Source organism: Streptosporangium sp. NPDC049248, assembly GCF_040678965.1.
Lineage (GTDB): Bacteria > Actinomycetota > Actinomycetes > Streptosporangiales > Streptosporangiaceae > Streptosporangium > Streptosporangium fukuiense.
This window is the reverse complement of sequence record NZ_JBFAQY010000003.1, coordinates 236,431-256,320: the sequence shown is the minus strand read 5'-3', so window position 1 is coordinate 256,320 and position 19,890 is coordinate 236,431. Positions and strand designations below refer to the sequence as shown.

The window sequence follows — 19,890 nt, the reverse complement described above, 5'->3', positions numbered from 1 at the left end:
GAGCACCATCATCATGGGTCAGGCGCCCGTTTCAACACACCTCCGGCGGATCCTCAAGGTCATCGAAGAGGGCTCCCGCGACATGGCCACCGGATGGAACCTTCCCCGCGAGTGCTACGTCGATCCGGAGTTCTACGCCTTCGAGCAGGAGGCCATCTTCATGCGGCAGTGGCTGTGCCTCGGCCGCGTCGACGAGATCCCGAAGCCCGGCGACTTCGTGCGCGTCGACATGGGCGACGAACCCCTGATGATGGTCCGCGGCAAGGACATGGAGATCCGGGTGCTCAGTCCGATCTGCGCGCACCGGGCCCACCTGGTGTGCGAGGGGTCGGGGAACACCGGCAAACTCTTCCGCTGTCCCTTCCACGCCTGGACCTACGGACTGGACGGCAACCTCATCGCGGCGCCGTCCATGAACGACACCATCGGCCTCAAGAACCTGAAGGGAGAGGCCTACCTGCCCTCGCACCGGGTCGAGATCTGGAACGGCTTCGTCTTCACCAACCTCGACCCGGACGCGAAGCCGCTCGCGCCCACGCTCACCAAACTGACCGCCGAACTGGAGAACTACCACATCGGCGAGATGGTGAGCATGCCGGTGGCCGAACTGCGCGGCAACAACTGGAACTGGAAGTCCCAGCTGGAGAACGGCATCGAGCCGTACCACAGCGCCTACCTCCACGGCATGCTGCACGACTTCGCGCACGTCAGGCTGACCAGCTTCGCCGACATCAGCCCCGACGAGGGCGCGATCTACCACCCGACCGGCTTCTACCACGCCGACGCCGGCTTCAACCCGACCACCAAGGCCCTGCTCCCGGTGATCCCGACACTCACTGAGAAGGAACGCAACCAGGTCATGTTCGCGTCTATCCCGCCGAACCTGGGTTTCGGGGCGGTGCCGGAGGGCCTGTTCTACTACCTCGTCCTGCCGGACGGGCCCGAACACATGAACCTGCGCATCGGCCACCTGTATCCGGAGGAGTCCACCAAACACCCCCGCTTCGAACAGCTCTACAAGATCGCCCAGGATGGTCTCGTCCTCTTCCACCAGCAGGACGCCAGCTCGGACGCCTCCCTGCAGAAGGGCATGCGCTCCCGCTTCCGCCGCCCCGGCCGCTACTCCTACCAGGAGGAGTCGCTCCTCCAGTTCAACCAGTGGCTGCTGAAGCGCTACCAGGACTACGTGGACCTGGCCGACAGCGCCCTCGCGCCCTCGACCGCCTCCTGAAAACCCGTATGAGGACACGACATGAAACTCACTGTTGACCGCAACCTGTGCGACGGCAACGGCGTGTGCATGGGCATCGCCCCCGAGGTCTTCGACATCGACGACGACCTGACTTTGCACATCGTGGACGAGATCCCCGACGACCCGGCCGTCCACGCCCGGGTCCGGCAGTCGATCACCTCCTGCCCGGTCCTCGCCCTGACCCTGGAGGAATGAGCGACCGTGGTGGGCAACACCTCGAAGACCATCGTGGTGGCCGGCGGCTCGCTCGCCGGCCACACCGTGGTCACCGAACTCGACCGGCGCGGCTTCACCGGCGAAGTCGTCTGGGTACGGGGCCCCGAAGGTACGGCCCCGTACTCCAGGCCCGCCCTGTCCAAGGAACTCATCCAGGGCAAGGTCACCCGCGACGAGATCCGCCTGCCGGCCCCCAAGGAGCACGGCCTGCGGCTGCGGATCGCGGACCGCGCGGTGTGCGCGCGGCTCGACCCGGACGCGGACCGGGTGCTGGTCACCCGTGAGACGGGGGCGGGAGAGGAGCCGTCCGACGGCGAATGGATCCCCTTCGACGCCCTGTTCGTCTGCACCGGGATGCGCGCCCGCGTACCGCAGGGGTTCGCGGGGCTGCCGGGGGTCCACTGCCTGCGAACCCTCGCCGACGCCGAGCGGATCAGGGAGCGGCTGGCCGGGCGGCCACGCACGGTGGTCGTCGGCGCGGGCCTGGTCGGCAGTGAGATGGCCGCGTCGCTGCGGTCCTGCGGACTGCCGGTGGAACTGGTCGTGCAGGGGCGGCTGCCGATGGAGCCCGTGTTCGACGCCGAGCTGGGGCGGTTCTGCCTGGACCAGCACCACGCCCACGGTGTCACGACCCGGCTGCTGACGACCGTCACCGGCCTGTCGGCGGCGGGGCCGGACGGCCCGGTCGTCCTGACCTTCGACGACGGCGGGGAGACCACGGCCGACCTGGTCGTCCTCGGGCTCGGCGCGGTGACCGCCTGCGACTGGCTGAGAGGCGGCGGGCTCGACCTCTCCGACGGTCTCGGCTGCGACGAGGCCCTGCGCACCGCGCGGCCGAACATCTTCGCGGCCGGGGACGTCGCCAACTGGAGGCACCCCCTGTTCGGGCGGCGGATGCGGGTCGAGCACTGGAGCAACGCGTCGGCCCAGGCGCGGCACGCCGTGGAGAGCTGGCAGGCCGGGCAGGAGGGCCGGGAACCTTCGGCGTTCGCGGACGTGCCGTACTTCTGGTCCGACCAGTACGGGCTCAAGTACCAGATGGTCGGCCACGCGCGCGGCTACGACGAGGTCCGTGTCGAGACGGCCGGGGCGGCCGGGTACCCGTTCGCGACCTACTTCCGGGAAGGCCGGGTCGTCGCCGCGGCCGGGGTCAACGCGCCGCGTGCGGTGATGCGGATGAAGGCGCGTATCCAGTCCGAAGGAATGACGAGCCAGGGAGCGTACGCAACGTGAACGGCAATCCCGCCGGGGACGGCACGACGCACGCGCATGACGGCGGCCGAGCCGAGGACACCGCGCTGTTCGGGGTGATCCGGGACAACATGTGGTCGCTGCTGAGCGACCGCTACCGCACCAACCGCCGTACCTCGCACTCGCCGACCGAGGACGAGTACCTCCACGACCGGCCCTTCTGGCCCGCGTTCACCTTCGAGGGGGTGACCCACACGAAGGAGGAGGGCAAGGACCGGCTCCTGGTGACCTTCCACGACACGGACATCCCCGACACCACACTGGGCTTCCGGATCGACCTGGACACGGCCATGACCGAGTGGACCCGACGGGTCGGCGGGCGGATCCCGCGCGAGCACCCGGAGATGTTCGCGGCGGAACTGATCTGGTTCATGATCTGCTTCATCGGCGTCGCCGATTTCGACGGCGCGACCGGCACGCCCGAGTCCCCGCACTGGATCAACAACGGCTCCGAGATCTTCGGAAGGCTTAGGAACAACCCGAACATGGACACCTTCGAGTCCCACCACTGACACCCCTCCGCCCGTGATCGGGCCATCAGAAAGGCCACCATGGCAGTCGTCGAGATCGAAAAGCCCCGCGACGGCGTCGCGATCGTCCGGCTCAACCGGCCGGAGGTGCGCAACGCGCTCAACACCGAGGTACGTGAGCTGCTCGCCGCCGCCGTCGACACCCTCAACAAGGACGACGACATCGGCGCGATCGTCCTGACCGGTGGCGACACCGTCTTCGCCGTCGGCGCCGACCTGAACGAACAGGCCGGCCGCGACGTGGTGGGCGCGATCCGCGCCTACACCCACCAGGCGTTCTGGTACAGCGGCAAACCGGTGATCGCCGCCGTGAACGGAGACGCGTTCGGCGGTGGCAACGAGTTCATCCTGCAGTGTGACTTCGTCATCGCGGCGGAGAACGCGCGCTTCGCGCAGACCGAGGTCACCATCGGCCTGGTACCCGGCGGCGGCGCGACCCAGCGCCTGCCCCGCGCCATCGGACGGCAGAACGCGATGTACGCCCTCCTCACCGGAGCCCCCCTGAGCGCGGCCGACGCCTACCGGCTCGGCTACGTCTCCGAGGTGGTGGAAGGAAACGCCATCGACCGGGCCGTGGAACTGGCCGCGCTGATCGCCTCCCGCCCACGCCTGGCCGTACGGCAGATCAAGGAGGTCGTACGCCTCGGCCTGGACACCTCTTTCGAGGCCGGCATCGCCCTGGAACGCCGGGGCTACCAACTGATGTTCGGCACCCAGGACCTCCGCGAAGGCTTCGCCTCGATTCAGGAAGGACGCCGGCCCGACTTCACCGGCGACTGAATCCGCGGGCCGACCGTACCGGCGCCCCCGGCCCGGATGTGACGTCGGCGCAGGGACCACTCGTCGCCGGTGAGGTCGCCACGCGCCGTGACGATGGCCCATCAGGGCAAAGGCCGGCGCGCGGCAGACCCTAGCGGGTGCGCGCCCGCCGTTCCACCGGGACCTCCTGGGCCACATTCCCGACAAGGGAGCGGAGGATCGGCTCGGCGTGGGTCCAGAGCACCGCGCCGCCGATCTCCGGCACCAGGTGCCGTACCGCGCCGGGGATCCGGGCGGCGAGCGTCGCTCCCCGGTCCGGGGAGTGGCCGGTGTCCTGCTCGCCGTACCAGACGTCGACCGGAACGGTGATCCTCCCCAGGTCGAACGGCCATCGCCCCATGGCCAGGACGGTGTCACGGGCATAACCGGCCGCTCCCTGGGCGAACCCCTCGTCCAGCGCCCTGCGGTAGGCGGCCCCGAACCTCAGATCCCGATACACCGCCAGGTCGGAGGCCGGGCTCCCGGCCATGACCATGTCCCACATCGCGTCCGCGCCGAAGCCGGCGAAGAACTCCTCCGCCCCGTCCGGATCGTGCACGGCCCGGTCGACGAGCCCGCGCAGCTCCGCGGGCAGCATCTCGGCGAACTCCGGCGCGGCGACCTCGTCCGCGCCGGACACGATGGCCAGCGCCGCGGCGATCCCCTCGACGGCGCACGCGAGCGCGAACGGCGCGCCCTGCGAGCTGCCGACCACCGCCGGGCATCCCAGCCCGCGCAGCTCGGCGAGACGGCGGACGTCCTCGGCGAAGTCGGCGAACGTCCGGCCGGGTGCGGGGGTCGAGACGCCGAGTCCCGGGCGGTCCACGGAGACGAGACGCACTCCGAGCTCGTCGACGGCATCCGTGCCGAAACCGAGCCACCGGCTGGTGGCCGCCCCGGGACAGAGCAGCACCGGGATGCCGTCCGGTGCGCCCCACTCAGCCCAGCCGAGCAGCCGACCGTCGGGGAGCCGGCTCTCACCGAGCCGGACAGGATCGTCGATACGCACACTCACAGGCCCCATGTTCCCCGCAAGCACCCCCTGTCCGCATCCGATTTTCGTCCCCCGGCGGGGCCGCCCCGGTCTCGGACCGTGAACCCCTCCCGGCCCCCGCGAGCGCGGTCGCCGACACCGCCGCGCCTGCCCGCGCCCGGCTCCTTCACCCGGCATCCGGTTCGGCGTCGGCCGTTTGGATGTAACATATGTTGTTACAATAAGGAGGGCGATGGCTGCGAACAGCCGGCTGACGATCGCCGTACACGCTCTGACCTGGATCGCGCTCGCCCAGCGGCGCGGGCAGGAGTGGCTGACCTCGGAGCAGGTCGCCGCCAGCGTCAACACCAATGCGGTGATCATCCGGCGCAGCCTCGGCGATCTGCGCCGGGCGGGCCTGGTGGAGGTCCGTCACGGGGCCGGGGCCGGCTGGAGCATGGCCCGCGCACCTGAGGACATCACCCTGCTCCAGGTGTACGACGCCGTGGAGCGAGAACCGCTCTTCGCCATGCACCACACCGAGCCCAACCTGGAGTGCCCGATCGGCCGGGGCATCCGGCCCGTGCTGGGCGTGGTCTACGAGCGGGCCGACCAGAGCCTGCGCCGCGAACTCGGTCGCACCTCGATCGCCGATGTGCTGCGGGACTGCCTGTAGGCGCGATGACGCATGCCCTCAGTAGCAACAATGTTCGTTCCAGCGACACGGAAGGATCTTCGCCGGTGGAGAACTGCCGATACCCGATCGTCGAGCTCAGGCAGTACACCCTGCACGAGGGGGGACGCGATGTGCTGATCGACCTCTTCGAGAGGGAGTTCATCGAGTCCCAGGAGGCGGCGGGGATGACCGTCATCGGCCAGTTCCGCGACCTCGACGCCCCGAACCGGTTCGTCTGGCTACGCGGATTCCCCGACATGGAACGCCGGGCCGAGGCACTGCGCTCCTTCTACGGCGGTCCGGTCTGGAAGGCGAACCGGGACCGGGCCAACGCGACGATGATCGACTCCGATGACGTGCTGCTGTTGCGCTCGGGAGCGGACTTTCCGGCATCGGCGCGACCTCCGGTCGGCGGTGCCGCGCCGCCGTCGATCGTCACCGCGACGATCTACCACCGCGACCGGCCGTTCGACGACGCCTTCGTGGACTTCTTCGACCGCTCCGTACGACCGGTGCTGGCCGAGACCGGAGCACGACCGCTGGCCCGCCTGCGGACCGAGTACGCCGAGAACACCTTCCCCGCCCTGCCGGTCCGCACCGGGGAGAACGTCTTCGTGTGGTTCTCCCGGTTCACCGGTCCCGACCAACTCGCCGATCACCAGGAGCGGCTGGCCCGCTCGCGCACCTGGCACGATCGGGTGCTCCCGGAACTGTCGGAAACGCTCACCGGCGCTCCTCGGCGACTCCGGCTGGCACCCACCGCGCGATCGCTGCTGCGCTGAGACGCGGTCGCGCTCGGATGAGGCTCGAGCGGGGCGCCTGGTAGCGTTCCCGAACGGGTGTATCCGCATGTCGTTCACCCGGACCAGCCGAGTGGAACAGGACCTGCGATGAGCCCTGAGTCGACACCGCGCCGAACGGTCGCCGAGCACATGGTCGAAATCCCCGCCGGGAACATCTTCCTGCGGGACGAGGGCACGAAGGCGATCTGGAAGGTCGAGGTCGGGGCCTTCGAGCTGGCGCCGCATCCGGTGACCCGCGAGCTGTACCGCGCCGTCCGAGGCGAGGCGCCCGCGAGTCCGGCGGGGCCGCGGACGCCGGTGACCGAGGTCTCCTGGATGGACGCCGTCCGGTTCTGCAACCTGCTTTCCGAAGCGGCGGGGCTCGGTCCCTGCTACTCGACGGGCGACGACCCCGACGGCCAGGACGTGGTCCGCGACCGGGAGGCCGACGGCTACCGCCTTCCGACCGAGGCGGAGTGGGAGTACGCGTGCCGGGCCGGGACCTCCGGCGTGCGCTACGGGGAGCTGGACGAGATCGCCTGGCACCGCGGGAACTCCGGCGGCGAGGTGCACGATGTCGGGACCAGGGCACCGAACGCGTGGGGGCTGTACGACATGATCGGCAACGTGTGGGAGTGGTGCTGGGACGTCTACGATCCCGAGGTCTACGGCCCGTACCGGGTGTTCCGGGGCGGAGGTCTGTACGACCGTCCCCGGGGATGCCGGGCGTCATGCCGCCGCAAGAGTCACCCGACCTTCCGCATCGACGACCTGGGGTTCCGGCTCGCCCGATCGCGGTGAGCGGGGGCTCGGCTGTGTCCGTGAACGCCCTTGATGAGCCCCGTACCGGCCTTGATCTGGGAAAAGTGCCAGGGTCACGGGTTTGCGGCTCGACCTGAGATGGGCACTCTCACTCCTGCGGCCGGTTGTGCGTGGCCGGGGATTCCGGCCTCGACAGGCGTTCCCTCGGCGCTCCAGCACGGGACGGACCGCGTACGGAAGGTCGCGTGACCGTCACCGTCCGGGACGTGAGACGCCGACGCGAAGAGGAGAGGTCATGTCGAACCCGCCGCTTCCCGAGGAAGCAGTCGCCATGCTGAAGAGGCCGAATCCGGCCGTCATCACCACGCTTCAGCCCGACGGCCGGCCGGTGTCCACCGCCACCTGGTATCTCTGGGACAACGGCCGGATCCTGGTCAACATGGACGAGGGCCGCAAGCGGCTGAACCACCTACGCGACGACCCCCGGGTCGCCCTCACCGTGCTCGAAGAGAACAACTGGTACACGCACGTCAGCATCATCGGGCATGTCGCCGAGATGCACGACGACAGGGATCTGACCGACATCGACCGGCTGGCCCAGCAGTACCTCGGGAAGAAGTACCCGCAGCGGGACCGCGGCCGGGTCAGCGCCTGGATCGAGATCGACCGCTGGCACGGCTGGGGCAAACACAAGGACAGCAGCCAGCCCGGCTGACACCCGCGATCGACCCGGAGTCCGGCGACACCTCCGTGCCAGTGAATGTCCAGATGGACGGCCTTGCACTTAGTCGGTCGTGCCCAGGTAGGCGAACAGGTTCTCCTCGATCAGGAGGAGGACCTGGGGTGACAACCGTCCGAGGTAGTCACCGAGTTCCTCCTGGAGGAAGGGCTGGGCGCAGATCGTCCTCGCCCGGCATTTGCTCGGTAGGTTGCCGGTGCCCTGGGCGAGTTTGACACAGTATTCGGTCCTGAGCGTGGTCGACGTCGATGTGGGGACGACGTAGACCAGAGACCAGGTGGCCTGCTCGTTCTTCGCGTCACCGCTGAGAATGATCACTGGCCGTTTGAGGTGGTAGTTGCGTTGATCGTTGGGGGGCATCGTGAGCGACCGGTCGGAGACGAGGTAGACGCCACCCTTGCGGATGGATCCCTTCATCGATCATCCAGCATCTTCGCGTTGGCCCGTTGGAGGCCGGCCCTCATCTCCAGAAACTCCGCCCTGAGCGCGTCATCCACTCCGGGATCGTCCTCCACCGGAGGGCGTGCCGCACGCCGCGATCGGAACCGCTCAAGGCGCGCCTTTACCTGCTGACGGCGCCGTGCCCGGTTGAGATCGAGCAGCACCCCCCGATCCCCCGCCACCTGGGCCTCGATCACGGGCGCGGTCTCGGCGGACAACTCTTCCAGGTCGGCCGCGCTCCTGCCTCCATGGAGGCGCAGCACACTCCGGACACACTCCATGTCCGCCGCGCTCAGCGGATCCTCGATGTCGACGGTCACGGTGAGCGCGTACGAATCGCGATCGACATACGGCGTCTCTCTCCGCTCCACCAGCTCGCTCTCGACCACCCAGTCCTCGGCACGGGTGAGTGCGTGATCGTAGGGTCCGGAGTCGTCCCATCGCCAGGTGGCCCCACTGAACTGCGTTCGCCCCGACTCGATGGCATCCAGGTCCGCGAGATAGAGGAGCCTCGCCAGCGTCTCCGGGGTGAGCTCGACGCCCGTCTCACGAGCCGCCTTCAGCATCGCGAGGACCGCACTGGCCAGGGGGTTGGGCGACTCAAGAGGTCTGCTCATCACGGCGCCTCCCCGAATTCGTCCCAGTGCCACGCTACTCCTATCAGTCGTTTTCAGCTCTTATCGTCGTTCGCCCGCCACCAGGAATGTTTAATGGCAGTACGTGAGGCCATCATTACATTCGGCTACGACAACGTCAGCGGATCACGACAACGCGTCCCGTTCAGAAGGGCCAGTCCGCGTTGCGGCCGGATTCCAGCAGCGGGATCATTCGGAAGGCCGCGTCGGTCAGGCCGCCGAAGGTGTGCCGGTTCTCCTTTCCCGAGGGGGTGGCACCGTGCTTGTAGCCGCCGAAGTTCCACATGTACCGCGGTACGTCCCGCGGCACCAGGTCGTCGATCCGCCGCTCCGGTCCGCCTCCGTAGGAGGCACCGTTGGAAGGCAGCCAGCCGGGGCGGGTCTGCTCGTCGGTGACGATGACGATCCGGTCGTGGCCGTGGAAATGGCGCTGAACCGCCGAGGGGATGTCGGTCCCGCCGAGCCGGCGGAATAGGCCAGCGCCTCACCGGGCTCGTCGGGACACCGCAGCACGCTGTCGACCAGTCGGCGGCCGCCTCCCGCGAGGCCGGCGTCCCGCCGTGCCCTGACGGCCTCCAGCGCGGCGACGATCGGAGCCGGCCCTGGCGGTGCGGGTACGTCGGGTCACCCTCGCCCTATCGCGAAAGCACCTGATACCACCCTATTAACCACCGATATTGCGGAACCCCCTCCCAAATAAGCGTTCATGCCGCACTATGCGCACCTGCGGGAATCTTCGGGCCCCGCTGACATCCAACCTCGTACGCGCCCGACGTCCATTCACCGGATGCGAGCCGTACCCCCGATGTTGACGAAGGTGTCGTGATCATGACGTCGAATGTGACGCGGTTATATCAGGCGGTGCTGCGCGATCCCACCGCTCCGATCTCGATCCGGCTGCGCCGCGGCTTCTCCGACTGGGTCGTACGGAAGGGGTTCCCGCCGCCGAGCGCCGCGGTGGTGAAGGACGAGGCCGAGGCCGGCGGGGCCCGGCTGGTGATGGAGCGACGCGGCGACTGCGGCCGCTACACGCTGGACGAGCCGTACGAGCAGGGACGCCTGCGGACCCGGGTGACCTACGCGGAATCGGTGCCGGGCATGACCGGATGGGTGGTCGTCACCGTGGAGCAGCACGGGGGACCTGATCCGGCCGCGAGACGGGGCGCGAAGCAGCGCGGGAGACAGAGAGCCGAGCGGCAGCCGGAACCGGCGATGGTGAAGGCGCCGGGTTTCCTCCGCGCGTACCTGAACACCGCGCGAATCAGCGACGGCGCCGTCCAGGTGGAGGGCGCCGCGGTGCTCCTCACCGAGGACGGCGTGCAGCGGTTCGTCTCCGTGATGACCGAGCCCCGGCGCCGGGTACCGATACTGGTCGTCTCCCCAGACCCTCGTGACCCCGAGGTGGCGCGGGAGCGCGCCGATCAGCTGGCCGACGGCGTCGCCGGGGCGGGCCTGGTCGTACGGCTGGCCGACCTGCGCGCCCAGGACCGGTTCAACGAGACGATGGGCCCGGAGCTGGGCGTGTTCGGCGCGGCGGTCCGCACCTACTTCGCCCCCTTCGATCCCGCCGGGGAGCAGTACCCCCGCCGGCACCCGCCCATGGGCGACGCCGCGATCCGCAGCCGAGGCGCCGCCGCCCTCGACCGGATCGTCGACGGGGCGATCGGTGAGACCGCACACCGTAAGCTCCCCGACGACGTGCGGCGGACGCTCGACGTGGTGTGCCGCGTACTCGCCGGACGGGCCGAACCTGGCGAGATCGCCGACGCCGCCGCGCCCCGGCCCTCGAAGGTCGATTTCGCCCGTGAGGAGATGCGGCGGCGGATGATGGCCATGACCAGGCGCCCCACCGCGCCGAAGGCCGAAGCCGTCACCCCCGCGAAGGCCGCCGTGCAGGCCACCGTCGAGATCACCGCCGAGATCACCGCCGAGACCACCGTGGAAACCGCCGCCGAAGCCACCGCGGAGACCGCTCGGAGTGTCGCGGACATGGTGGTCAAGGAACTGCGCGGGGAGTTGGAGGCGGCACTCGGGCTCGCCACGTCGTCGCAGGTCCCGGGCGACTCCGGCCAGGTGCTCCGCGAGATCCGCGTGCTCGGCGCGCACCTTTCCGGCCTGCGTGACATCGCCGCGGAACGGCGCGGCGACGGGCCTGCCACCGAGGCGGAGAGGAACCTCCGCGACGAGCACCGGCTGCTCAACGAGGAGTACGCCGAGGCCGTCACGAGCGCCAGGAAGCTCGCCGAGCGGGTCCGCTGGCTGGAGCGCAGGCTCGCCGAGGCGGGCCAGCTGGTGTACGGGGTGACCGAGGACGATCCGGTGTTCGAGCCCGGCGGCCTGGTCGAGGTGCTGGCCGAGGCCCGCGAGAGCCTGCGGCACATCGGGGTCGGCGACACCTACGGCGCCGCCGCCCGGCTGGACCTGGAGCATCACATCCAGTGCCGTACCTGGGCGGCGAAGGCCTGGGACGCGCTGCGTGCCCTGGACGACTTCGCGGGGGCACGGTCCGGCGGAAGGTTCGCGGGCGGCTTCTACGACTGGTGCGCCGGTGACTCCCCCGGCCGCCGCACCATCCCCACCGGGATGCTCTCCATGCGCGAGTCGAAGAGCGTGGTCACCCGTGCCAAGTTCAGCGCACCCCGCAGGTTCGCCGTCCCGCCCGAGGTGCATCCGAGCGGGCGGATTCTGATGGAGTCGCACATCAAGCTCCGGCCCGTCGGGTACCCGGCCCCTCGGATGTACTTCCACGACGACTCCGCCGGCAGCACCGGCAGGATCTGGATCGGCTACCTGGGCGATCATCTTCCCAACACCCGTACCAACTGACCGGGGACTCAGCCCGCCGGGGCCGGCTCGGCGCCCGTCCCGAACCGCCGCCGGTAGGCCAGCGGGCTGAGCCCGGTCTGCCGCCGCATCCGGGCCCGCAGGTTCGACGCGGTTCCGAGCCCGCTGAGCCGGGCCACCATGTCGAACCGAAGCTCGCCTCGCTCGATCAGCCGACAGGCCAGCGCCACCCGTTCGGCCGTGAGCCAGGCCAGGGGGGTGATGCCGAGCTGGGCGGTGAACCGCCGGTGCAGGGTGGCGGGGCTGACCGCCGCGCGGGCCGCCAGGTCCGCGACGGTCAGCGGCCGGTCCAGCCGCTCCTGCGCCCAGGCGAGCACGGAGCCGAGGGAGGCGTCGGGCACGGCGGGCACCGGCCGTTCGACGAACTGTCGCTGACCGCCGTCCCGGTGCGCCGCGAACACCAGGCGGCGGCTCACCGTGTTGGCCACCTCCGCGCCGTGGTCGCGGCGGATCAGGTGCAGGCCGAGGTCCAGCGCCGCCGCGCTGCCCGCCGCGGTCAGCACGTCGCCGTCGTCGACGAACAGCACGTCGGGCTGGAGCCGGACCTCGGGGTGGCGGGCGGTGAACGCCTTCGCCCAGCGCCAGTGCGTGGTGGCCCTGCGACCGTCGAGGACGCCCGCCGCGGCCAGGGTGAACGTACCGGTGCAGAAGCTCACCAGCCGGGCGCCCCGCCCGGCGGCGCGCCAGATGACCTCCAGCACCTCCGGGGCCGGCTCCACCAGCGGATCCGGCCGGTTGGGCACGATCACGGTGTCGGCCGCGTCGACCGCGTCAAGCCCGGCCACGTCCGACAGGGTGAACATTCCGGCGTGCATGCGGACGGCGGGCAGCGCGGCGCTGAGCGTGAAGTCGTACCACGGCACGTCGATCTCGGGGCGGCGCAGCCCGAACAGCTCGGTCGCCACGCCCAGCTCGAACGGGTTCGAGCCATTGTCCACGATCACGGTCACCCGGTGCCCCTGCGAGGATCCATGCGACATGTGCGATTCCTAGCACTCACACCGCCCGGACGCCACCCGCCACGATGGCCCCATGAACGGTGAACCAATCCTCCTGCGAACCGCGCTGGCCGGCTTCGACAAGCTGTGGAGCCCGCGGATCGTCACCCGGGTGAACGACTACGAGGTCCGGATCGCGAAGGTGTCCGGCGAGCACATCTGGCACGTCCACGAGAACACCGACGAGTTCTTCATGGTGCTCGACGGCGAGTTGTCCATCGCCCTGCGCGATGCCGACACCGGCGAACGCGCCGTCACGCTGCCACAGGGCGCGGTGTTCGTCGTACCTCGCGGTGTCGAGCACCGGCCGTCGTCGGCCAGGGGCGCCTCGATCCTGATGTTCGAACCGACCGGCACCTCGTCGGTCGGCGACCGGCACGACCCGGTTCCCGACCACATCGACGCCACCGTCGGCCACGCCCTCGGCTGAGCCGGCGCGACCGGGCGGAGGCCACTACCCGGCGGCCGGCTTCCTGGCCGCGAGCCGCTCGATGACGCCGAGTTTGAAACGCTCGTGCCGCTCCACCGCGAATCCCATCTCGCGCACCCCGATCAGGGGCCGGCGGCAGTAGTGCTCGCCGGCCGTCGGCACGCTGAAGAGGTCGACCAGCCGCTGCCCCATTCGCAGCGGCCAGGACGACGAGGCCACGTGGTCGGCCAGGAGCAGCAGGCCGCCCGGTCTGAGCACCCGGGCCATCTCCTCCAGCGCCGCCCGCTCGTCGGAGATGCCGCAGAGTGAGAACGTGCAGACGACCGTGTCGAAGCTCTCGTCGGGAAAGGTCAGTGCGCGCGCGTCGCCCTGCCGCAGATCGGCCGCCCGGCCGAGAGTCTCGGCCCGGCGCCGGGCCACCGCGAGCATGGCGGCGCTCCACTCCACCCCGGTCAGCCGGACACCCTCCGGGTAGTGGGCGAGGTTCATGCCGGTGCCGACCGCCACCTCCAGGGTGTCGCCGGACGCCTGCTCGCACAGCCATGGACGGCTGCCGGCGAAGAACCGGCGCTCGACGAGCGCCATCCGCCGGTCGTACGCGTCGGCCTGCCTTTCCCAGTATCGAAGCGACCGCGTGTCCCGTACCGAAGAGTTCACCACGATCTCAAGGTAACTCTCCGGTGGAAGCCGCGGCGGATCTCCCGAGAGAGCTCCACCGCGGACACCACACCATAGTCCATAGTTCACATAAAAAATCTTTGTGCGTTCAGTTCACATTTTCCGAAAGATGGCTTACGGTCCATGAGTGTGACGCGGCGCACACTCGATCGGATTACCGAGCGGAGTCCTCTCACTCCGATCCGGTGTGGGCCGCGCGTCCCGGCGAGGGAAATCCCAGTCCAGCAGTGCCCCGGGCACCGACCTCGGAGGAAACATGGGCAGCGTCGACCGTGCCACCCTGACCCGGGGCGGCAACCCCGTCGCCCTGGCGGCCAGTGGTGACCGCGCCGCCGGAGCGGTGAGTGGCGACCGGACAGGCGGGACGGGCGCGGGCATCCGCGCCCTGGTGGTTCCGCACGAAGAGCGCATCGCCGTGATCGCCGAGGAGCAGCGCGCCGTCGACCACGCGTACGACTGCGTCGAGCGCAGGCGGCTCGGCGTCGACCGGATCAGGAGCACGCACGGCCAGGAGCACCCCGACGTCGGCCTCCCCTTCGTCCCGGACGTTCCCCCCGAGTTCGGGGTGGAGGACGACCTCGGCGAGCAGCCGCTCGTCTTCATGCGCGTCGACGTCGCCGACGACCCGGACGGCAGGGAGACCTGGCGCATCGGGCGCCGCGCGGTCCGCGACGCCGAGGGCGATCTCGTCGTGATCAGCTGGACCACCGAACAGGCGATCCGCTGGATGAAGGCCCGCGCCTCCCGCCCCGGCGAGATCCGGCTCCGCCGCAAGCTGCGCCTGCACGGGCGCACAGTGACCGACTACCTCGACGACATCCGGCCCCGGGTCGCGAACCGCAGACTCCAGGAGGTCCCGGAGGCCGTCTCCCCCGCCGAGGAGCCGCCCGGCGAGAACGCCGACGCCTTCCTCCTCGCCGACCTCGACCGGGCCCGCGACGGGCTGATGCGCGACATCGTGGAGACCATCCAGCGAGACCAGCTGGACCTGGTCTCCGACGGGCGGCCGGGGGTGCTGGTCGTGCAGGGCGGCCCGGGGACCGGAAAGACCGCGGTCGGCCTGCACCGCGTCGTCTGGTTGCTGGACCCGACGAACCGAGGGCTCGCCCCGGACGACGTCCTGGTGGTCGGACCGCACCGGGGGTTCCTGCGCTACGTCAGCCAGGTCCTGCCGAGGCTCGGCAGCCGGGGGGTGGCGACGGTGGAGGTGGCGCGGCTCTGGGACGGCGAGGTCCGCGCCGTCGACACTCCCGCGGCGCACCTGGTCAAGTCGGACGAGCGGATGGCCGAGGTGCTGCGCCGCGTCGTCGAGAGCGGCATCCGGCCCGAGGCGCCGGCCTCGCACATCAGTGACGACGTCTTCAGCACCCCGTACCGGGGAGCCGCGCTGACGCTTCCCGGCGCCGAGATCGAGGCGCTCGTCGTCGAGGCGCGCGACTCCAGCGGCCCCTACCTGGTCCGCCGCCGCAAGTTCGTCGATACGTTCGTCGACCGCCTGCTGAGCAGGTACGCCAAGGCGCTCCCCGGGCAGCGCCCGGACGGCGCCCTGCGGTCCGGGATCGAGAAACACGGCCGGGTGGCCTCCCTGATCAACGCGGTGTGGCCGGCACTCAATGCCGAGACCATCCTGCGCAGGACGCTGAACGACCCGGACGCGATCCACGCGGCGGCTCCCGGCGTGCTGACCGAGCAGGAGCGGGAGGCGGTGCTGCGCCCCCGGGTGAGCCGTGCCTCCGAGGAGCCCTGGACTCTCGACGACCTCGTCTGCCTTGAGGAGCTGCGCCATCTGTTGTCCGGGGACGAGCCACGCCGTTACCGGCACATCGTGGTGGACGAGGCCCAGGATCTCACTCCCATGCAGGCGCGCTCCATCGCCCGCCGCTGCCCCGGCGGTTCGATGACCGTGCTCGGCGATCTCGCCCAGACCACCGGCGCCCGCCAGTACGACGTGTGGGGACGGCTCGCCGGGATCCTGAGCGGGCGCGACGGCTGGCACCTGGCCGAGCTGGCCGTGGGCTACCGGGTCCCCGACGAGGTCATGCGGTTCGCGGCGCCGCTGGCCAGGGCCGTGTCCCTGTCCACCACGGTCCCGGTGTCGGCGCGCCCCGCCGACGAGACCTCGCTGACGATCGCCCGGACCGGACCCGAGCGGTTGGCGGACGAGGCCCTCGCCCGGGCACTGGATCTCGCCACGGCCGACCTGGAGCGGTCGCGGTCGGTCGCGCTGATCGCCCCCGACGGCACCGCACTGCTGGAGGAGCTGGAGCGGAAGGTCGCAGCGCTGCAGGGAACCGTCGCGGCGGACGACGTACCGCCGGTGAGCGTGCTGCCCGCGACCATGACCAGGGGCCTGGAGTTCGACCACGTCGTGGTGGTCGAACCCGCCGCCATCGCCGGCCAGGGGCCCGCGGGACCGCGCCGGCTCTATGTGGCGATCACCAGGTGCACCCAGTCGCTCACCGTCGTCCACGCGGCGCCGCTCCCCGAGCTGCTGGGCGCACCGGAGGCCCCGGCGCTCGTGGCGCCGGAAGAACCGGCTACTTCCCCGATCACGGTGCAGAACGGATCGGCACCCCCCGTACCGGAAGAACCCACCATCTCACCGCTCATCGCGCAGAACGGATCGGCACCCCCCGTACCGGAGGAACCCACCATCCCCGAGGAGAACACCACGATGGAGCCCGACACCCCGGCCACGGATGAGAGCTTCCGGTCCTTCGTCTCCTCGCTGGAGGAGCGGGTCGGCGCCGACAGGCGGTGCCACGTCCACGAGCAGGTGCGTTACCGGCTCATCGCCGAGCTGCACGGGGCCAGGCTCGTCCCCTCCCAGTCCCCTCTCGCCGACATCGTCTGCAAGGGGCCGCGGGGAGCGGTCCTGTACGAGGTCCTGGGAGAGGGCGGGCACACCTACGAGCGGATGCGCGAGGCGGTACTGCGGATCATGGAGGTCGAGCACGTCGGCGGAGACCGCGCGGAGCACCGCTTCCTCGTGCTCCCCCAGGCCCCCGAACCCGCGTGGGCACCGGCGATGCTGACCACCGCCTTCGACATCACGACGATCTGGAGAGACGGCACCGGATGGGCCGGGGAGGATCTGGCCACCGCCCTCGGTCAGGCTCCCGGCTGACCCGCCGCGGCCGGCGGTGCCGAGCGAATCCCGCTCCCTACCAGGTGGACCGCTACAGCGGTGTTAACGTTCGCGTTCACCCCCCGGCAACAGCGTGATCGCGATGCTCGGTGGCATGAGGAACAGAAAATCGTTCGTCGTCGCGGTCGCGCTGGCCGCTCTCATCGGTTCCGGGACCGCCGGCGCGAGTGCCGACCGCGCGGCCGGCGACCGGCCGCCGGCGTGCACACCCCCGTCCGGCCCGTCCGGACCTCCGGCACTGAAGCCGACCACCGTCACCACCATCGAGCAGGCGTACCGCTGCGTCTTCGCCAACTACTACAGCGGCCCGGTCCTGGACTCCCGCACGCTGCTGGTGCCCGCGTTCGCCGCGCTCACCCAGGAACTGCAACGCCGCGGGCTGGACCGGCCGAACGCCACCCTGCCGGCACTCACCGGCCGCAGGGACGCCGACTGGGCCGCGTTCCGCTCCGTCCACCAGAAGGTCGTCGACACGTTGCCCGCCGCTCCCGAGGTACGGCAGGCGGTCGCGGAGGCGACGATGCGGGGCATGGTGAAGAGCCTCGACGACAACCACGCGAACTGGAATCGTCCGACTCCCGATGGGATGTCGCTCGGCGCCCGCCTCTCCGGCCTCCGTCCTCCGGGAGTGGCCGATCCGGCGGCCACCCCGCCGTTCTTCATCACCGACGTCCTTCCTGAAGGACCGGCCGCCAAGGCGGGCATCCGGCCGGGCGACGAGCTCGTCTCGGTCGACGGGGTGCCGCTCGTCGTCAACGGGGTGCTCTCCCAGGGGGTTCTTGACGGGTTGGCCGGGCTCCCGGCGGGGAAGGCGATCAGGCTCACCCTGCGCCGCCCCTCCACCGGCGGCACCGTCACCGCCTCGGTGACGCCCGCGCCCGTCTCCGGATCGGAGCCGAAGGTCTCCTCCAGGCTGCTGTCCGGCTCCGTCGCCTACGTCAAGCTGCCGGCCTTCTTCCCCGGCGCGGCGGACAAGGTCCTTGCGGCCATCGCCTCCCTGCGGGAGAAGGCGCCCCTGCGCGGGGTCGTGCTGGACCTGCGCGGCAACGGCGGCGGCAGCCCGCAGGAGGTCGCCAGGCTGCTCGGCGCCTGGACGCGCGGGAAGACCACCAGCTACTGGTGCGACGTGCGCGACCACTGCACCGCCAACCGGAGCGACGACACCGTGCCGCTGCTGGGCCTGCCCCTGGTCGCGCTCACCGACCGCGGCTGCGCCTCGGCGTGCGACTCCTTCACCAGTACGGTCAAGGATCTCCGGCTCGGCACCCTGGTCGGCACCCGTACCGCCGGCGCGGTGTCGGGTCCCGGAGCCGGCTACCTGCTCGACGACGGCAGCGTCCTCATCCTGCCCAGGTTCCATGAGATCGGGGCGAACCGGGAGGTCGTCAACACCATCGGTGTCGTCCCCGACCACCAGGCCCCGACGACCTCCGCGGACCTGTCCGCCGGACGCGACCCGGGCGTCGCGAAGGCCCTGACCCTGCTGAAGTAGGCCCGCACCGATCACGGAGCCCGGCGGCCGCCGGGCTCCGCACCGGTGTGGACGGGGAACCGTACGGTCAGCTCAAGGCCGCCCCCCGGGTTGGGGCGGGCGGTGAGGTCGGCACGGTGGGCTCGGGCTATCGAGAGCACGATGGACAGGCCGAGACCGGCGCCGTCGGCGGTCCTGGTCCGGGAGTGCAGCCTGCGGAACGGCTGGAACAGCTCGGCGATCCGTTCGGCGGGTACCTCCGGGCCGGTGTTGCGGACGGTCAGGACGCCCGTCGCGGTGAGGCCGACGTGCACGGTCCCGCCGGGACGGTTGTAGCGGACCGCGTTCTGCAACAGGTTGGTCAGCAGCCTGCCGAGCAGCACCGGGTCGCCCTCGACGACGACCGGCCGGGTGTCCGCGGTGACGACGACACCGTCGGCGGCCGTCTCCTCGACCGTCTGGCGGACCAGCGGGTCCAGGGTCACCGGCTCCATGCCGCCCGGACCGTGTTCCGCCTGGGCGAGCAGGAGTAGCGAGTCGATCAGCCGCTCGGTCCGCCGGTTGGCGGTCAGCAGCTTCTCCCGTACCGGGATCAGACGGTCCGGCAGCGGGTCGTCCAGCCCGATCTGGATCGCGGCCCGCTGGACGGAGAGCGGGGTCCGCAGTTCGTGGGCGGCGTTGGCGATGAAACGGCGCTGGCTGTCCACCGACCGTTCCAGCCGTTCCAGCATCGCGTCGAAGGTGTCGGCGAGGTCCGTGAGCTCGTCGCGGGGACCGGCCAGCGCGATCCGCTCGTGCAGGTTGGACAGGGAGAGCCGGTGCGCGGTGGCGGTGATGTGCCGCAGCGGGCTCAGCACCCGTCCGGCCAGCCACCAGCCCGCGACCACCGAGACGACGGTGAGCACCGCGATCACGATCGCGCTGACCGTCCACTGGTAGCGCAGCACGGCGCCGGGCAGACCGCTCATGGCGTCGACGACCTCGGGCCGCACCAGCCGGTCAGGCGCCCCGGGTGCCCTCGGCGCGGGCCCTGCTGTCGGGGGGAGTTCGCCAAAGGGCGGGAAGTCCTCCGTGATGGAGCTGACCCGGCTCTCCAGCGCGCTCGTGAGCAGCAGGTTCACCACGGTGAGCAGGATCGTCGAGGTGACCAGGAACAGGCCGGTGTACAGCAGGGTGAGGCGCGTCCGTACCGTGCCGGAAGGCTTCCAGGCCGCGTGCCGGGTCACCGCGGACCTCCGGCGCCGCACGTTCCCCGACCGCGTGCCG

Annotated in this window: 20 protein-coding genes; 13 read left to right on the top strand and 7 right to left on the bottom strand. The window is 70.6% G+C overall.

Translation table 11 applies throughout. The features are described from left to right. The first annotated feature begins 13 nt into the window (after window positions 1-13). From AB0K21_RS07865 to AB0K21_RS07845, 5 genes are read left to right on the top strand one after another with little or no spacing between them, the layout of a single operon-like run. Window positions 14-1,231 carry an aromatic ring-hydroxylating dioxygenase subunit alpha gene (locus AB0K21_RS07865; protein WP_343962811.1) on the top strand — a complete coding sequence of 406 codons (1,218 nt, stop codon included), beginning with the start codon at window positions 14-16 and terminating at the stop codon, window positions 1,229-1,231. Window positions 1,232-1,252: 21 nt separating this feature from the next. Beyond that, window positions 1,253-1,447 carry a ferredoxin gene (locus AB0K21_RS07860; protein WP_343962813.1) on the top strand — a complete coding sequence of 65 codons (195 nt, stop codon included), beginning with the start codon at window positions 1,253-1,255 and terminating at the stop codon, window positions 1,445-1,447. 6 nt (window positions 1,448-1,453) lie between these two features. Beyond that, window positions 1,454-2,701, top strand: coding sequence for an FAD-dependent oxidoreductase (locus AB0K21_RS07855; protein ID WP_364148673.1), 1,248 nt, complete (start codon window positions 1,454-1,456; stop codon window positions 2,699-2,701). Beyond that, the gene (locus AB0K21_RS07850; protein ID WP_343962817.1) at window positions 2,698-3,231 is read left to right on the top strand and encodes a hypothetical protein; all 534 of its coding nucleotides are present in this window, start codon (window positions 2,698-2,700) and stop codon (window positions 3,229-3,231) included. The genes AB0K21_RS07855 and AB0K21_RS07850 overlap by 4 nt, the downstream gene beginning before the upstream one ends. 39 nt (window positions 3,232-3,270) lie before the next feature. After that, the gene (locus AB0K21_RS07845) at window positions 3,271-4,029 is read left to right on the top strand and encodes an enoyl-CoA hydratase-related protein (RefSeq protein ID WP_343962819.1); all 759 of its coding nucleotides are present in this window, start codon (window positions 3,271-3,273) and stop codon (window positions 4,027-4,029) included. Between the two features lie 130 nt (window positions 4,030-4,159). Here AB0K21_RS07845 and AB0K21_RS07840 read toward each other — a convergent pair whose 3' ends face one another. Beyond that, window positions 4,160-5,071: an alpha/beta hydrolase gene (locus AB0K21_RS07840; RefSeq protein ID WP_364148670.1), complete on the bottom strand. Its 912-nt coding sequence runs from the start codon at window positions 5,069-5,071 to the stop codon at window positions 4,160-4,162. A 202-nt stretch (window positions 5,072-5,273) separates the two neighbouring features. Between AB0K21_RS07840 and AB0K21_RS07835 the strand changes: the two genes are divergently transcribed. The 4 genes from AB0K21_RS07835 to AB0K21_RS07820 all read left to right on the top strand — a co-directional run bounded on the left by AB0K21_RS07835 (window position 5,274) and on the right by AB0K21_RS07820 (window position 7,955). After that, the gene (locus AB0K21_RS07835; RefSeq protein ID WP_343962823.1) at window positions 5,274-5,696 is read left to right on the top strand and encodes an Rrf2 family transcriptional regulator; all 423 of its coding nucleotides are present in this window, start codon (window positions 5,274-5,276) and stop codon (window positions 5,694-5,696) included. 65 nt (window positions 5,697-5,761) lie between these two features. Further along, entirely contained in the window at window positions 5,762-6,478 is a 717-nt protein-coding gene (locus tag AB0K21_RS07830) for an NIPSNAP family protein (RefSeq protein ID WP_343962825.1), read from the top strand. Window positions 6,479-6,586: 108 nt separating this feature from the next. Further along, window positions 6,587-7,279 (top strand): SUMF1/EgtB/PvdO family nonheme iron enzyme, encoded by a 693-nt coding sequence (locus AB0K21_RS07825; protein WP_343962828.1) that lies wholly within the window; start codon window positions 6,587-6,589, stop codon window positions 7,277-7,279. A 256-nt stretch (window positions 7,280-7,535) separates the two neighbouring features. Next, entirely contained in the window at window positions 7,536-7,955 is a 420-nt protein-coding gene (locus AB0K21_RS07820) for a PPOX class F420-dependent oxidoreductase (RefSeq protein ID WP_343962830.1), read from the top strand. Between the two features lie 69 nt (window positions 7,956-8,024). On the opposite strand, the gene AB0K21_RS07815 is transcribed toward AB0K21_RS07820, so the two are convergent. From AB0K21_RS07815 to AB0K21_RS07805, 3 genes are all read right to left on the bottom strand, one after another. Then, window positions 8,025-8,396 carry a type II toxin-antitoxin system PemK/MazF family toxin gene (locus tag AB0K21_RS07815; protein WP_364148667.1) on the bottom strand — a complete coding sequence of 124 codons (372 nt, stop codon included), beginning with the start codon at window positions 8,394-8,396 and terminating at the stop codon, window positions 8,025-8,027. Continuing rightward, the gene (locus AB0K21_RS07810) at window positions 8,393-9,037 is read right to left on the bottom strand and encodes a hypothetical protein (protein ID WP_364148665.1); all 645 of its coding nucleotides are present in this window, start codon (window positions 9,035-9,037) and stop codon (window positions 8,393-8,395) included. The genes AB0K21_RS07815 and AB0K21_RS07810 overlap by 4 nt, the downstream gene beginning before the upstream one ends. A 163-nt stretch (window positions 9,038-9,200) precedes the next feature. Then, window positions 9,201-9,365 (bottom strand): hypothetical protein, encoded by a 165-nt coding sequence (locus AB0K21_RS07805; protein WP_364148663.1) that lies wholly within the window; start codon window positions 9,363-9,365, stop codon window positions 9,201-9,203. Between the two features lie 518 nt (window positions 9,366-9,883). On the opposite strand from AB0K21_RS07805, the gene AB0K21_RS07800 reads away from it, so the two are divergent. Further along, window positions 9,884-11,881 (top strand): hypothetical protein, encoded by a 1,998-nt coding sequence (locus AB0K21_RS07800; RefSeq protein ID WP_364148661.1) that lies wholly within the window; start codon window positions 9,884-9,886, stop codon window positions 11,879-11,881. 8 nt (window positions 11,882-11,889) lie between these two features. On the opposite strand, the gene AB0K21_RS07795 is transcribed toward AB0K21_RS07800, so the two are convergent. Then, window positions 11,890-12,879 carry a helix-turn-helix domain-containing protein gene (locus AB0K21_RS07795; protein WP_364148659.1) on the bottom strand — a complete coding sequence of 330 codons (990 nt, stop codon included), beginning with the start codon at window positions 12,877-12,879 and terminating at the stop codon, window positions 11,890-11,892. A gap of 52 nt (window positions 12,880-12,931) precedes the next feature. Between AB0K21_RS07795 and AB0K21_RS07790 the strand changes: the two genes are divergently transcribed. Next, complete coding sequence (locus AB0K21_RS07790) at window positions 12,932-13,327, top strand: cupin domain-containing protein (RefSeq protein ID WP_364148657.1); 396 nt, start codon at window positions 12,932-12,934, stop codon at window positions 13,325-13,327. 24 nt (window positions 13,328-13,351) lie between these two features. Here AB0K21_RS07790 and AB0K21_RS07785 read toward each other — a convergent pair whose 3' ends face one another. Then, window positions 13,352-13,987: a class I SAM-dependent methyltransferase gene (locus tag AB0K21_RS07785; RefSeq protein ID WP_343962842.1), complete on the bottom strand. Its 636-nt coding sequence runs from the start codon at window positions 13,985-13,987 to the stop codon at window positions 13,352-13,354. A 274-nt stretch (window positions 13,988-14,261) separates the two neighbouring features. Between AB0K21_RS07785 and AB0K21_RS07780 the strand changes: the two genes are divergently transcribed. Then, a complete protein-coding gene (locus AB0K21_RS07780; protein WP_364148655.1) occupies window positions 14,262-17,132 on the top strand; it encodes a hypothetical protein in 2,871 nt (956 codons plus the stop codon). A 115-nt stretch (window positions 17,133-17,247) separates the two neighbouring features. Further along, entirely contained in the window at window positions 17,248-18,645 is a 1,398-nt protein-coding gene (locus AB0K21_RS07775) for a S41 family peptidase (protein WP_343962846.1), read from the top strand. Window positions 18,646-18,656: 11 nt separating this feature from the next. On the opposite strand, the gene AB0K21_RS07770 is transcribed toward AB0K21_RS07775, so the two are convergent. Next, on the bottom strand, window positions 18,657-19,850 hold the full coding sequence (locus tag AB0K21_RS07770; protein WP_364148653.1) for a HAMP domain-containing sensor histidine kinase: 1,194 nt from the start codon (window positions 19,848-19,850) through the stop codon (window positions 18,657-18,659). Window positions 19,851-19,890: the final 40 nt, after the last annotated feature.